This is a genomic window from Rouxiella badensis, from assembly GCF_002093665.1.
Lineage (GTDB): Bacteria > Pseudomonadota > Gammaproteobacteria > Enterobacterales > Enterobacteriaceae > Rouxiella > Rouxiella badensis.
In genome coordinates this window covers 34,830-48,131 of record NZ_MRWE01000013.1, presented here as the reverse complement: position 1 = coordinate 48,131, position 13,302 = coordinate 34,830, and the positions used below count along the sequence as shown (strand labels likewise).

Genomic DNA, 13,302 nt, shown 5'->3' with positions numbered 1-13,302 from the left:
GATGAATATGCAGATGTCTCAGATTCAACAAAGAGTGGGCGCGCTGTGTTTTAGCCTCGGCGGCGTGCAGTATCTGCTGGCGGAGTGGGTCAGTGCGGCAGGCTGGCATTCTCCGGCCTATTCCTACAGTCAGAATTACATCAGTGACCTCGGTATTCCGCTGCGTTCTCCGCTGCATAGCATAATGAACGGCGGCTTTGCCCTTGAGGGGGGGCTGTTTTTTATTGCCTGCTGCCTACTGCTTCCCCTGTTTAATGGCTCAGGACGATGGCTGTTTCTGCTCTGTGGATTGCTTCACGGCGCAGGCGGCGTGATGATTGCCCTGTTCCACAGCGGCTCGGCGGGCAAAGGCGTAACGCCGCATGAGATAGGGGCGGTGCTGGCGATAGCGGGCGGTAATCTGTGCCTGATTACCGTCGGCTGGATGATGCACGCCCGTCCAGGATTCACCGCTTACGCCTGGCTGAGTTTGTCTTTAGGCTGTCTGGGACTGGCCTGTATGGCGGCTATCACCGCCGCACTCTTCCCAATCGGCATTATCGAACGTGCCTCGGTTTACCCCATCACCCTGTGGCAAATCCTGACCGGAGTATTTTTGCTGACGCGTTCTAGCGCAGTGAAACGATAAATCCTAGCGCAAACAGCAGATAGAAAAAGACGCACAGCAGATCGAACCCTCGGCGGGTGCGCAGGAAAAAGGCCTCGGCGGAGCGCGCCGAAAAAGCCACGGCGTAGAGGCAAAAGATAGCCATGCCCATCAGCGCACAGCTGCCGACCAGCAGGAACACGCCGCCTTTAGGGGACGAGGCGCTCAGACCGACGCTGGTGACGGTAAACCAGGTTAGCACCGCCTTGGGGTTGGTGAGGTGAATGCCTAATCCTTGCAGGTAGAATCCCAATGAGTTGGCGGGTGCCTCGCCGACCTTCTTCGCAGACGGTGGCGTGTTAGAAAGGGCGCGCCGCAGCGCCTTATACCCCAGCCACAAGAGATAAACGGCACCGGCGATTTTGAGCCAGAAGATAAAGGCCGGATGAGAGGCCAGCAGGGCCGACACCCCGATACCGGTCATCACTCCCCAGCACAGTGAGCCAGAAATGACCCCTGAGGCCAGCACCAGACCGGCTTTTCTGCCGTAATTCATCGCCGCATTGGCGATAGACAGGTTGGCAGGACCGGGTGAGGCCGTACCGACCAGATAAACCAGTAAACCGGCAAAAAATGTGGAAAATTCAGTCATCTTTATCTCTTTGGTTATCGAATCCTGAATCTATCCTACGTGATGAAAAGGGCCAGAATTAAGACACAGATAGGCTTTAATTGGGCAGCACAGTGAGATTGTTACGCTTTGCCCGCGCGAAGGGAGTCACACGATAATGTGATAAGCATTACCATTTAAAGTATTTGCATGCCCTGTCATATGCTATTAATTTACTTTTTAAATTAATAAGTTGTCGCTATTCTTCATATTTAGACATCTCGCTCAAATTAAAAATAAGAGCGACGGTCTTCTATTTCCAAAAATTCTTTCTATTGCGGGACGCAAAGCATAATCTGGGGGAGTGATGAAGGTCTTCTTAAAAGCAATAACGTTAGCGTTATCCGCTGCGACGGTATTTAACGCGGCGGCGGCAGAAAATAATAATCCTCACAGTATTATTCGTTATGCCATCTGGAGTAATCCTAGCGGAACCTTTCATCCTACCCTGTATTTCAGCGATTATGACCGCGCCGTTATTTCTGCCGTCTTTAGCCGCCTGTTTATCCTGGATGAACATCAGAACCCTAAGCCGTCTCTGGCTGAGAAATATGATTATTCCAATCAGGGAAAAACGCTGACGCTTCACCTTCGTGCCGGCGTGAAATGGCATGACGGACAACCCTTCACCGCCGAGGATGTCTACTTCACCTACGCAACCGAGGCCGACGGCGGGTTCCCGCGCGATACGCCGGACTTCGTCAAACACCTGGTTGGCTACGACGCGTACCACGTCGGTAAAACGGCGACGCTCGAAGGTATCAAGGTTATTGATCCTCAAACCATTAGTTTTACCTTTACCGCGCCTTATGCCGCCGCTTTCTCGCACTTTGCCGACAAGCCGGTGCTTGCCAAACACATCTGGAGCCAGGTGCCGGTTAAAGACTGGAATAAAGCCACCGGTCTGCTGAGGCATCCCGTCGGAACGGGGCCTTACAAGTTTGTCGAGTTTCTGCCAGACCAGTACGTCAAGCTAGAGCGAAACGACGACTATTTCGGCGGCGAGCCAAAAACCCAAACCTTGCTGTTTAAAATCTCCAATGCCCAGACGGTACAGAACGAGCTTATCAACGGCGATGTCGATATTGCTGAACTGTCTTCATGGAATAACCGAGATTTGCAGACCTATAAAAATGCCGGAATAAGAATTATCGAGCAACCCGGCGTGGGAGCACAGTATTTGTCTCTGGATACGCGAAATCCCAATCTTGCCGATACCCGCGTCAGAGAGGCTCTGGTATACGGCATCGATAGGCAGGCGATTGTCGATAAATTGCTGTTCGGGCACGGCGTAGTCTTTAATACCAAAGACAGTCCGCAGAGCCCTTATTATCCAAAAGATCTCAATACTTATGCTTATAACCCCGAGAAAGCCAGGGCACTGCTAAAAGAAGCAGGATGGGTCGATTCCAATGGCGATGGGTTTGTCGAGAAAAACGGTCAGGAATTCACCCTGACTCTTAATTACCCGACCGGCAACCGAACGCGTGAGCTTACCGCGCCTATTATCCAGCAGAACCTGAAGAAAATAGGCATCAACGTGGTGCTGAGCGTCGCCGATTTTAACGCCACGCTGTCAATTCTACAGGATAAAAGCAAAGTCTATGACGGTGTGCTGATGGGGGGAACCTTCCGGCCGGGTCAGTACGATAATGATTTCTGGTGGGAGAGATTCACCTCACCGGAAGTAGATAATTATGCGGCGCAGTTTAACTCGACTATCGACCCTGACCGGCTCAGGGCAAACATTGGCGGTTGGTTGAAGGTGGTCAATCAGCAGGTTCCCCACGTCTGGCTCTATATTCCGAATCAGGGCTATGCGCTGAGTAAACGGGTAGTCAGCTACCACTCTTACCCTTATGAGCCCTTTGCCGATGTGGCTAACTGGACTGTGCAACAGTAACGGCCATTGGCCATTGACGTGAATCAGGATTGATAATGTTCAGCTATATTTTGCGCCGCGTTGTGATATCGATACCGGTACTGATTGGCATCTCGCTGGTGGTGTTTTTTCTAATAAAACTCCAGCCCGGTGATCCGCTGGTCGGTATGATTTCCCCAGAGACCACCCCGGAGCAAAAGCAGGAGATGCTGAGGCAGGCGGGTTATCTTGACCCGCTGTGGTTACAGTATCTGCGCTGGGCTTCACGCGCGGTGTTTGGTGATTTTGGCTATTCGTTGCAGAGCGGTGCTCCGGTGTTGACGTTAATCGATGAACGCATCGTTAATACGCTCTTGCTGGCGGGAAGTTCGCTGCTTATTACGCTGCTGATTGCGCTGCCTGCGGGAATTTTTCTCGGCCTTCGTCGCGGAAGTTTGCCGGATATTATGGCCTCGCTGTTCTCGTTCGTGGCGATATCTATCCCGGTGTTTTTTATTGCGATACTGCTGGTGAAAATATTCGCCATCAACCTGCGCTGGTTCCCGGTTTCCGGGGTTTCAACGCTGGGCACCCATGACCACGGCGCAGCGTATCTCTATGATGTCGCACGACACCTCTTTCTCCCGGCCGTCACGCTGGCTATCGGCAATATCGCGATTTTCAGCCGCTATTTGCGTTCCGATATCAGCCATCTGATTAATCAGAATTTTATTAAGGCGCTGTTTGCCAAGGGCCTGAAAAGGCGTGCGGTGATTTATCCGCACCTGTTAAAGAATGCCTCAAAACCGCTGATTACGGTGATTGGCATGGAGATCCCGGCGCTGCTCTCTGCCACGCTGTTGACCGAAATTATCTTCAACTGGCCAGGAATAGGGCGTTTGAGCTTTGACGCTATTCAGTCACGCGATTATCCGTTACTGATGGGCATCGTGTTGTTTCTTGCGGTGATTACGCTGATTATCAATATTGTGGCCGATATTCTTTATGCCGTGGTCGACCCGCGCGTGAGGCTGACACCATGATGCTGGAACTCAAACCTTTCGGCCGCGCGCGGCGCATTATTTTCAGTCCGCTGCTTGCCGACCGCTATTTTCTGGTCGGGCTTATCCTTCTGCTGGCGCTCACGGCGTTGGCGCTGTTGGCCCCTTGGCTGACGGCGCACAGTCCCGATGATATGGACCTTTACGCCATCGAGGCTCCGCCGGATGCCGACCATCTGTTAGGTACCGATGAAATTGGCCGCGACGTATTTTCCCGCCTGCTTTACGGCGGTCGAGTCTCAATTTTGGTCGCACTGGCGGCGGTGTTCTTTCAGGCGGTGATTGGCGTCTCACTCGGCTGTATTGCCGGGTACAAACGGGGCCTCGCCGACACACTCGTCATGCGCGTCACCGATATCATCATGTGTTTTCCGTTCTACGCGTTGGCAATCACCTTGGCCGCCATTCTTGGGGCGAGTTCCTGGAACGTTATCCTGATTATCGGCGTGCTGCACTGGACCGGCATCGCCCGTCTAGTGCGTGCCGAGCTGCTTTCACTGCGCGAAAGTGGTTATGTGCAGGCCGCCAGGGCGATGGGAGTCGGCGGAATCACTATCGTTTTCAGGCATCTGCTGAGAAACGCCTATGCGCCACTGATTGTGAATTTAACGCTCGCGGTCGCCAACGCGATTCTTTCCGAGGCGGCGCTGAGTTTTATCGGCCTCGGCGTGAAACAGCCGCAGCCGTCCTGGGGAAATATGCTCGCTGCCGCGCAGAGCATCCGAGTGATCGACTATGAGTGGTGGCTGTGGATCCCGCCCGGTCTCACGATTGTTCTGATGGTGCTGGCCATTAACTTTATCGGTGAGGGGCTATCGAGAGTATTAAATCCCCGACCGGCAATACCCGTGAAAGATATTTATACCCACTAGCTAACGCTATTTCTAAAGGAGTATCGCATGACGCAGCCTATTGAAGAAAATAGCTTTACCGGCAAGGTTTCCGCAGAAGAAGCGCAGTTTTTAGAAAAAATTGACCGCTGGTTTGACGAGCATCGAAACGAATTTATCCAGGACCTGCTTGAATGGGTTTCTTTCCCAAGCATTGCCGATGAAAAATTGGCGCAGGACGGCAAGCCTTTTGGCAATGAGGTTGACCGCGTTTTTGAACACGTCAAGGCGCGGGCAAAAGCCCTGGGTTTTAAGACTGAAAGCCATGAAGGTCATGCTATTTCGGTGCTGTCTGACGACCGCGAAAACGCACAGGAACTGGGGCTTGTCTCGCATCTGGACGTGGTGCCTGCGGGTGACCACTGGTCCTTCCCGCCGTTTGAGCCTTTCGAACGGGACGGATTCGTGATTGGCCGTGGCTCTTCTGACAACAAAGGTCCCGCTTTGCTCGACCTTTACCTGCTGCGCGCGTTCCGCGACCTGGACGTTTCACTGCATCACAAGCTGCGCATCATCTATGGCGGTGCCGAAGAAATCGGTATGAATGACCTTAAATATTTCGCTAAAAACGGGCCAGTACCGCGCTATTCCATCATCACAGACGGCGGTTTTCCGGTTAACTATGCGCAGAAAGGCGGCCTGAATCTGATTCTACACGTTCCTACCGGACCGCTGTTGAGCCAGCTGACGGCGGGGGTAGCGGAAAACGCCGTGCCATCAAGCGCGACGCTGCGCCTGAAGGGCCGAAAACTGGCCGAGGTCACTCAGGCCCTCGGTCAGATAAGCGCTTCACTGAGCGACAATATTACGGTTACTGAAGATGCCGGAGAGGTGCTGCTGGTGTCCCACGGCAAGTCGGGCCACGCCGCTTTCCCGGAGAACACGCAGAACGCCATCCCGATTTTGCTTGATGCGCTGGTGGCCAGCGAACTGTTGTCTGATGCGGATTTTCGCGCCGCACAGGCGATTAGCCAACTGCTGGCCGACCCGTGGGGCAAGAGCGCAGGCATCGCCTTCGAGGACGCGGAAACCGGTAAACTGACCTTGAACGGCGGACTGGCTATTCCAAGCGGACAGGGCGTTGACCTCTATCTGGACATTCGTTACCCGCTCTCGACCGACAAAACGGAGCTGTTTACGGCATTGCATCGCGCCATTGACCCGTTGAACGGTAAATTGACCGTCCTGCGTGATGATGCACCGACGCATATTGATAAAAACAGCCCGCTGGTCAAACGGCTACAGACCACCTTTGATGAAATTGCAGAAACGAAAACCCAGCCGTTTACCATGGGCGGAGCGACCCACGCCCGCGTGCTGCCGAACTCGATTACCTTTGGACCTGGTTTTGGGCGTAATCCTGCGCTGACCTTTAGGGGAGAAAGCGTGACGACGCGCCCTGACTTTATCCCTGACGGGCACGGTTCACCGCACGGTCCGGACGAGTTTGTTTCGTTGGAAAATCTCAAACGGGCCTTCAAGGTTTATGCGCTGACGGTGCCGCGTTTTGACCAGTGGCTCAAGCAGGGGCTCGTCGATAATGACCGATAGTCTTCCGCTGCTGAGCATCGAGAATTTGTCCGTAAAGTATCGCGGCCACGACGGTGACGTGGCGGCGGTCAAAGAGGTGACCTTTTGCCTATATCAGGGAGAAATTGCCGCGATTATCGGCGAATCAGGTGCGGGGAAATCGGCGATTGCGCAGGCCATTCCTGGCCTGCTGCCGGCCAACGCTGAGCTGTCGGGCAGGATAGTGTTTCAGAGTAAAGATCTGCTGAAGTTGCCTCGTTGGCAACTTTCGGCCCTCCGTGGGCGGGAAGTGGCGATGATCTTTCAGGACCCGACGTCCGCGCTGGATCCGGTATTTTCTATCGGCAGGCAGCTCGACGAGTCCATTGTGCTGGGTGAACCTTGCCTCAACGCGCGGCAGCGAAAAGCGCGCGCGATCGAGCTGCTTTCGCAGGTTGGGATCCCCGAGGCGGAGAAAGGGTTAAGCCGTTTTCCGCATCAGTTTTCCGGCGGACAGATACAGCGCATCATGATTGCGATGGCGCTGGCCGGTCGTCCAACGCTGTTGATCGCCGACGAACCGACCACCGCGCTGGATGTCACGACCCAGCAGGAGATACTGGATTTATTATTCAGGCTCAATCAGCAATATAGAATGGCGATTTTACTGATAACGCACGATATGGGCGTCGTCGCCGATATCGCGCAGCGAGTCATTGTGATGCGGCAGGGGAAAATTGTTGAACAGAGTCCGGCTCAGACGCTATTTTCCGCTCCTCGGAATAGCTATACCCGTCATCTGTTGGCGGCGATCCCCGCGCCGGTTGATCATGAAGTTATCGCCACCCGTTTTAACGAGAATACTTTTGCCCAAGGCCTGCAGGTTGAGGATTTAAGCATTAGCTATGCGGCCGGCTTCGGTAAAAAAAATCGCGTGGTCGAGGGCGTTTCCTTTGAGATAGCTAAAGGCGAGTTTCTCGGGTTACTCGGCGAGTCGGGTTGCGGAAAAACAACCCTTGGCAAAGCCCTTTTAGGGATTGTGCCAGCGGACGCGGGGCGAATTACGCTGGCAGGAAAGCCCATCGATGGCAAAGGGCGCACAGAGCGGCAGCGTATCAAAGCCAAAATTGGCGCTATCTTCCAAAACCCTTTTAGCTCTTTAAATCCGCGTATGACCCTGGGTCAGTCGATTGCCGAGCCTTTATTGACTCATTCGGCGCTCACTCGACGGGATATTGATGCGCGGGTAAATTCTCTCATCGATCAGGTCGGGCTGCCTGCGACGTGGTCTGCAAGATACCCTTATGAGCTCTCGGGCGGCCAGTGTCAGCGTATTGCCATCGCACGGGCGATTGCGCTTAATCCCGAGCTGCTGATTGCCGACGAGCCAACCTCCGCGCTGGATGTCTCGATTCAGAAAAGTATTCTTAACCTGCTGCGCGACCTTCAGCAGGAGTATCAGTTTGCGTGTCTGTTCATCAGTCACGACTTGGCCGTGGTGCGCAGCCTGTGTCACTCGGCGGTGGTCTTGAAGAAAGGTCGTATCGTGGAGCAGGGGCGAGTCGGGGATCTGTTTTTACGGCCCCAGAGCGAGTATACCCAGGCGCTTGTTGACAGCGTGCCGCTCGCGAATCCGCAGCATCAGGAGAACAAGCGACGTGCCCGTGCCCCCTGGCTTTTTCCAACCCCTGAGGCTGCCGCCAACGGGGCGTGACGCGATCAGTTTGCAGCGCTTAACTGCGCCTGCATCCAACCTTTTAATGCGCAGATGTCTTCTCGAGCGGCTTTCTCGCGTGTAGTGACGAAATAGTATTTTCCTCCCGCTAGCGCGTGGTCGAACGGCACGGTGAGAATATTTTTCTCAATGAAATCTTTCGCCAGCAGACTGCTGACGATTGCGACGCCCTGTCCGGCGATGGCGGCCTGAATGGCGTGGGTTTCATCGGTAAAGCTAAGTCCCGCATCAATATTCAGAGACGCTGGGCCATAGCGGTCGCGCCACTGCGGCCAGTCTGGCGACGGCAGCGGAATATGCCGGTTCTCGACGTGAAACAGCGTCACCTGGTTGAGCTGTTCCAGCCGCGTGATGCCCAGAGACGGGCTGGCGACCAACACAAAGGTGTCTTCATGCAGCAGCGTCGACTCCAGCTGGTCGTCGGCCTCCATGCTGTAGCGGATCGCCACATCGACGGTATTTTTGCTTAAATCGACCAGTTCGACGCTGGTGTGCAGCCGCAGGTCGAGCGCAGGAACGCTGGCGCGTAAATGGGCCAGGCGCGGCACCAGCCAATGCGTGAGAAAGTTTGAGGTGGTCGTCAGTGTCAGTGCCGGGGGCAGCTGGCTACGGTAGATGTCGTTGACTGCATCCTGCAGGCTGGCAAAAGCCCGCTGTGTGGCCTGCTGAAGTCGCGTGCCCGCAGACGTGAGCGTGACTTCGCGCGCGCTGCGTAACAGCACCGCCGTCTCCAGCGACTCTTCGAGCACCCGAATCTGATGGCTGATGGCGGTGGGCGTTACGCCTATCTCATCAGCGGCGCGCTTGAAGCTGCCGAGACGCGCTACGGCATCGAAGGCCTTGAGCGAGCCCAACGGCGGCAGGCGTTTATCTTTCATGATGAGTTATTTTCATCCATGGCTGAAATCTATGACTTTGATTGCCCAAAGCTAAGCGATGTAATCTGGTTTTACAATGACGCGAGGATGAATTTTGTTTATCCCGCTATCGGTAAATCAAATCAGGGGCAGGGCAGGATGATGCTACGTCTACAGAGAGAAATGACACCGCACCGCGAGCGGAAGGCGACGGAAACGTTAAGAGAAACGCTGTTGGGGGCGTTATCGCTGGTATTGGCGACGTTGGGGATTGCCGGCTTGCTGTTTGCCTGGGCAAGCTGGGCGCACAACGGGCTGGCGTCTCCGCTGACTTATGCCAGCAACGGTGTGGCGACCGTGCTGTTGATTGCGCTTTGGATTAACGAGAAAACCAGTTCACGTCCGTGGCTCAACAAAACATTACGGGCCCAGACCCGCCTCGCGGCCGCCTGCTGGCTTGAGGCGCTGGGGTCGGTGGGAGCGGGCGTGGCGCTCATTCTGCTGGCGCTGACCTATTACTGTTTCTGATGCGCAGAATTACGGCTGGCAGGGGGCATGAGAGGCAGGTACTATTTAGCGCATCCACGCCATGTTTAAACCTTTTCTCAGGATATTTATGCGCCACGCTAGCCCTCTCTTTCAGCGCGAATCTTTTATTACTCTGGCCTGCCAACAGTTGAGTGAACAGGTTGCGCTGGTGACGCTTAACCGTCCCGAGGCGCACAACGCCTATAATGCACAGATGGTCGATGAACTGGGGCAGATTGTCGCGCGGGTCGAAAAATCGCAAGAGATCCAAGTGGTGATCCTGACCGGGGCGGGCGAGAAAATTTTTTGTGCCGGGGCAGATCTGAAAGAGGCGTTTATCGATGACGGCAAGGGGCTGCTGAACGCCCACGGTGGCTACAGTCCATTGCAGTTTATGCCAAGACGAAAGGTGTGGATTGCCGCGCTCAACGGCCACGCCTTCGGGGGCGGTCTGGAGTTGGCGCTGCACTGCGATTTACTGGTTGCCGAGCAGCACGTCAGTCTGGCGCTGCCCGAGACACGGCACAGCCTGTTGCCGATTGGCGGAGGAATTAGCCAACTCGCCACCCTGCTACCGGCGGCAGTCGTTAAAGAGATGATTCTGGCCGGGAGCGCGCTGGACGCGTCGCGGGCATTGAGTCTTGGGTTGATTAATCGACTGGCAGAAAGAGAAAAGCTGATCGACACGGCGCTGGAGCTGGCTTTGCAGGTCACCCGCAACGCGCCGCTGGCGGTGCAGGCCTGTAATGCGCTGATAGAACACCGCCTTCACGGCGATCCCGCCACGCTCGAGGAACATATTCAGCGGGAGCTGGCGCAGATTCGGCAAAGCCAAGACTTTGCCGAAAGCACGCAGGCGTTTAAAGAAAAGCGCGAACCGCGCTGGAAGGGCGTTTAAAGCACTGTGGTCTTAAACAGTGCCGTCAGTCCGAGCCCACCGGCGATGCCCAGCATGGCCATCGCAAACTGTGGATGCGCGAGTGTTTCATCGTGGCTTTTCTGGCGGATGAGCTGGCTGAAGAGTCGCGTTACCATTACCCCGCCCGATGCGCCGTAGGGATGCCCGAGCGCAATCGCACCGCCCTGAAGATTGATGCGCTGTTCATCAATGCCGAGTGCATCGATTGACCCCAGTACCTGCGCCGCAAAGGCTTCGTTGAATTCAATGATGCTGACGTCGTCCAGCGTCAGTGCAGGCTGGCGCGCCAGCAGTTTCTGCGTTGAGGGCACCGGACCCAGCCCGAGATAGTTTGGCGAGACGCCTGCGCTACACGCATCGACAAACATCAGCCCGCGCGTAAAACCCCATTCTCTGGCCTTTTTACGGCTCATGACCAGCAGCAGCGACGCCCCGTCGTTCAGCGGACAGCAGTTGCCCGCCGTCACGCTGCCATTAGCCACAAACACCGGCGACAGCTTCTCCAACCCGGCCATCGAGGCGTTAGGGCGCGGGCATTCGTCTTCTCGCCGCGTTTCTCCGCCAACCTCAACCGCAACAATTTCATCGGCAAACAGACCGTTTTGCGCGGCGGATACCGCACGCTGGTGGCTACGCAGGGCAAAGCTGTCCTGCCGTTGACGACTGATGCCGCATTTCTGTGCCACATTTTCGGCGGCGATCCCCATGTCCGGGTCACCGATTTCGTCGGGCGAGAAGCGTGCCCGGGCATAGAAGCGCGGCATTTGTTTCAGAGTCTGCGGTTTCTCTACCCGCCATGGCGCCGTGCTGACGCTCTCAACGCCGCCCGCCAGATAACATTCCCCGGCCCCGGCCTGCACCAGGCGGCAGGCGTGGATCACCGCTTCTAAGCCCGAGCCACACTGCCTGTCAAGGGTGACGGCGGGAACTGAATCCGGCAGTCCGGCGTGCAGTGCCGCGAGGCGTGCAATGTTGCCGCCGCCGCCGGTCGCATTGCCGAGAATGACTTCGTCGACGTCGGCGGGCTGGATCTTCTGCTGGTCAAGAATCTTATGGAACAGCGGGGCCAGCAGCGTTTCCATGCTCAGCGTGGCGAAGATGCCGTAGGCTTTGCCAATCGGCGTGCGGCAGGCCTCGACGATAACCGGTTCGCAGTCGCTGGCGGGCTGGTAATTGAGTGAAATGTCAGTTGATTTCATGGTTAATGAACCTTTCCTCGAGTACGCTGCGTCGAATTTTACCGCTGGGCGTTAATGGCCAGTGGCTCACCTTGCAGAACTGGGCAGGAATTTTATATTTCGCCAACTGCGTGAGGCACAGCGTCGGCAGCGTGGCGATATCGATCTTTTCAGTTTCGATAAAGGCAACCATCTTTTTACCGAGATAGGCGTCGTCAACCGCCAGCACCACCGCCTCGACGATCCCCGGCAGAGACTTCAGCACCGACTCAACCTCTGAAAGGTAGATATTGTTGCCGCCGCTGACAATCATGTCGCCGCTGCGCCCAATGACGTGCAGTCGACCTTGATCGTTAATATAGCCCAGGTCGTGAACGGTCGAGCCAAAGGGCTGCTGCTTGAAAGCTTTGCCGTCATCGCCCCACAGATACCCCATGCACGCCTGTTCGCTGTCGAGGTAAATAATACCCGGTTGATTTTTGCCGAGCTGTTGGCCCTGCTCATCGCGAATTGACCAGCTGACCTCGGGGAAGGGCAGGCCAACGGTGGGCAGCGCCGAGTCAACGTTGTCATCGTTGAGTGACGAGACGGCGATAAACCCTAACTCTGACGCGCCGTAGTACTCCTGAATCCCGGCGTTTGGAAACTTGGCGCGCGCCTGCCGGTAATGATTGAACTCAAGCTTGGCACCTGCGCTCAGCAGATGCATGACGCACGGTAGCGCTGCCGCGTCGATACGCGAGAAGGCGGTCAGCATCGTCGGCACCAGCACCAGGCGTTGAATCTGATGCTCAACCAGCAGGGCGAGTGCCCTATGGGCGTCCCACTTCTCCATGCAATACAAGGTCGCTCCTGCGTCCAGCGCCTCGTTCAGACAGTAAAGCCCGATGCCATGAAACAGCGGGCCGGGAAACAGCGTGCAAGCCGCAGAGGAGAGATTAAAAATATCGTAGCCGTTACGGAAGCTCACTCGCCACGAACGACGAGAACGCATAAAGGCCTTCGGCGTGCTGGTGGTACCAGAGGTGAAATTAATCAGAAAGGGCGTTGCGGCATCGACGTGGCGGATAAACGCCTGCGCCTCGGCCTCGCTGGCTTCGGCGTCAGCGACTTGCTCTACCGGCAACACATTGATGTTCATGCGCTGAGCGGCCTCGATTAAGGCAGCGTGCGCGCCTTTAACCAGCAGCAGGTCTGGCGCGAGGCGGGCGAGGACGTCATCCAACTGGCTGAGAGGCAGCTGCGGGTCAATCACCGCGCAAATGTGCGTATTAGCGGTGGCGGCAAGCCACGCGGGGGCAAATTCGAGGTCATTACCCAGCGCAACGGCGATGACTTTTCCCGGCGCAAAGGCACTTCCGCGCGCTGGCGACTTCACCATGGCGGCGTAGAAGCTTAGCGCACGCAGCCAAAGCTGTTTCCAGCTGAGCGTCTTGCCTTCAATATTGACCGCCGTCTGCGCGCCCATACGCTCGGCGTGCTGTTTTACCTTGTCGTGAACCGGCATG

At 55.8% G+C, this 13,302-nt stretch carries 12 protein-coding genes; 8 read left to right on the top strand and 4 right to left on the bottom strand.

Features of this window, described 5'->3' with window-relative positions; translation table 11 throughout:
- The first annotated feature begins 13 nt into the window (after window positions 1-13).
- Window positions 14-628 carry a DUF998 domain-containing protein gene (locus tag BS640_RS09625; protein ID WP_227952952.1) on the top strand — a complete coding sequence of 205 codons (615 nt, stop codon included), beginning with the start codon at window positions 14-16 and terminating at the stop codon, window positions 626-628.
- Here BS640_RS09625 and BS640_RS09620 read toward each other — a convergent pair.
- Window positions 609-1,238 (bottom strand): LysE family translocator, encoded by a 630-nt coding sequence (locus BS640_RS09620; protein ID WP_017491855.1) that lies wholly within the window; start codon window positions 1,236-1,238, stop codon window positions 609-611. The genes BS640_RS09625 and BS640_RS09620 overlap by 20 nt on opposite strands.
- Window positions 1,239-1,563: 325 nt before the next feature.
- Between BS640_RS09620 and BS640_RS09615 the strand changes: the two genes are divergently transcribed.
- From BS640_RS09615 to BS640_RS09595, 5 genes are read left to right on the top strand one after another with little or no spacing between them, the layout of a single operon-like run.
- The gene (locus tag BS640_RS09615; RefSeq protein WP_084912465.1) at window positions 1,564-3,159 is read left to right on the top strand and encodes an ABC transporter substrate-binding protein; all 1,596 of its coding nucleotides are present in this window, start codon (window positions 1,564-1,566) and stop codon (window positions 3,157-3,159) included.
- 35 nt (window positions 3,160-3,194) lie between these two features.
- The gene (locus BS640_RS09610) at window positions 3,195-4,160 is read left to right on the top strand and encodes an ABC transporter permease (protein ID WP_084912464.1); all 966 of its coding nucleotides are present in this window, start codon (window positions 3,195-3,197) and stop codon (window positions 4,158-4,160) included.
- On the top strand, window positions 4,157-5,050 hold the full coding sequence (locus BS640_RS09605; protein WP_084912463.1) for an ABC transporter permease: 894 nt from the start codon (window positions 4,157-4,159) through the stop codon (window positions 5,048-5,050). The genes BS640_RS09610 and BS640_RS09605 overlap by 4 nt, the downstream gene beginning before the upstream one ends.
- Before the next feature lie 27 nt (window positions 5,051-5,077).
- Window positions 5,078-6,619 (top strand): Sapep family Mn(2+)-dependent dipeptidase, encoded by a 1,542-nt coding sequence (locus BS640_RS09600; protein ID WP_084912462.1) that lies wholly within the window; start codon window positions 5,078-5,080, stop codon window positions 6,617-6,619.
- A complete protein-coding gene (locus BS640_RS09595; protein ID WP_084912461.1) occupies window positions 6,609-8,291 on the top strand; it encodes a dipeptide ABC transporter ATP-binding protein in 1,683 nt (560 codons plus the stop codon). The genes BS640_RS09600 and BS640_RS09595 overlap by 11 nt, the downstream gene beginning before the upstream one ends.
- A 5-nt stretch (window positions 8,292-8,296) precedes the next feature.
- Here BS640_RS09595 and BS640_RS09590 read toward each other — a convergent pair whose 3' ends face one another.
- Window positions 8,297-9,190 carry a LysR substrate-binding domain-containing protein gene (locus BS640_RS09590; RefSeq protein WP_084912460.1) on the bottom strand — a complete coding sequence of 298 codons (894 nt, stop codon included), beginning with the start codon at window positions 9,188-9,190 and terminating at the stop codon, window positions 8,297-8,299.
- A gap of 87 nt (window positions 9,191-9,277) precedes the next feature.
- Here BS640_RS09590 and BS640_RS09585 point away from each other — a divergent pair, with 87 nt between their 5' ends.
- Together BS640_RS09585 and BS640_RS09580 are read left to right on the top strand one after the other, a co-directional pair.
- Window positions 9,278-9,697, top strand: a complete 420-nt coding sequence (locus BS640_RS09585; protein ID WP_017491863.1) for a hypothetical protein — start codon at window positions 9,278-9,280, stop codon at window positions 9,695-9,697.
- An 88-nt stretch (window positions 9,698-9,785) separates the two neighbouring features.
- Window positions 9,786-10,595, top strand: a complete 810-nt coding sequence (locus BS640_RS09580; RefSeq protein WP_017491864.1) for an enoyl-CoA hydratase/isomerase family protein — start codon at window positions 9,786-9,788, stop codon at window positions 10,593-10,595.
- Here BS640_RS09580 and BS640_RS09575 read toward each other — a convergent pair.
- The gene (locus tag BS640_RS09575; protein ID WP_017491865.1) at window positions 10,592-11,815 is read right to left on the bottom strand and encodes a thiolase family protein; all 1,224 of its coding nucleotides are present in this window, start codon (window positions 11,813-11,815) and stop codon (window positions 10,592-10,594) included. The two genes, BS640_RS09580 and BS640_RS09575, sit on opposite strands and share 4 nt — an antisense overlap.
- Window positions 11,802-13,301 (bottom strand): class I adenylate-forming enzyme family protein, encoded by a 1,500-nt coding sequence (locus tag BS640_RS09570; RefSeq protein WP_084912459.1) that lies wholly within the window; start codon window positions 13,299-13,301, stop codon window positions 11,802-11,804. The genes BS640_RS09575 and BS640_RS09570 overlap by 14 nt, the downstream gene beginning before the upstream one ends.
- Window position 13,302: the final 1 nt, after the last annotated feature.

Excerpts from the sequence above, each read along its gene's own strand:
- BS640_RS09600 (WP_084912462.1), top strand. The coding sequence starts at position 5,078 with ATGACGCAGCCTATTGAAGAAAATAGCTTTACCGGCAAGGTTTCCGCA.
- BS640_RS09620 (WP_017491855.1), bottom strand. The coding sequence starts at position 1,238 with ATGACTGAATTTTCCACATTTTTTGCCGGTTTACTGGTTTATCTGGTC.
- BS640_RS09580 (WP_017491864.1), top strand. The coding sequence starts at position 9,786 with ATGCGCCACGCTAGCCCTCTCTTTCAGCGCGAATCTTTTATTACTCTG.
- BS640_RS09570 (WP_084912459.1), bottom strand. The coding sequence starts at position 13,301 with ATGCCGGTTCACGACAAGGTAAAACAGCACGCCGAGCGTATGGGCGCG.
- BS640_RS09585 (WP_017491863.1), top strand. The coding sequence starts at position 9,278 with ATGAATTTTGTTTATCCCGCTATCGGTAAATCAAATCAGGGGCAGGGC.
- BS640_RS09625 (WP_227952952.1), top strand. The coding sequence starts at position 14 with ATGTCTCAGATTCAACAAAGAGTGGGCGCGCTGTGTTTTAGCCTCGGC.
- BS640_RS09610 (WP_084912464.1), top strand. The coding sequence starts at position 3,195 with ATGTTCAGCTATATTTTGCGCCGCGTTGTGATATCGATACCGGTACTG.
- BS640_RS09590 (WP_084912460.1), bottom strand. The coding sequence starts at position 9,190 with ATGAAAGATAAACGCCTGCCGCCGTTGGGCTCGCTCAAGGCCTTCGAT.
- BS640_RS09615 (WP_084912465.1), top strand. The coding sequence starts at position 1,564 with ATGAAGGTCTTCTTAAAAGCAATAACGTTAGCGTTATCCGCTGCGACG.
- BS640_RS09575 (WP_017491865.1), bottom strand. The coding sequence starts at position 11,815 with ATGAAATCAACTGACATTTCACTCAATTACCAGCCCGCCAGCGACTGC.
- BS640_RS09595 (WP_084912461.1), top strand. The coding sequence starts at position 6,609 with ATGACCGATAGTCTTCCGCTGCTGAGCATCGAGAATTTGTCCGTAAAG.
- BS640_RS09605 (WP_084912463.1), top strand. The coding sequence starts at position 4,157 with ATGATGCTGGAACTCAAACCTTTCGGCCGCGCGCGGCGCATTATTTTC.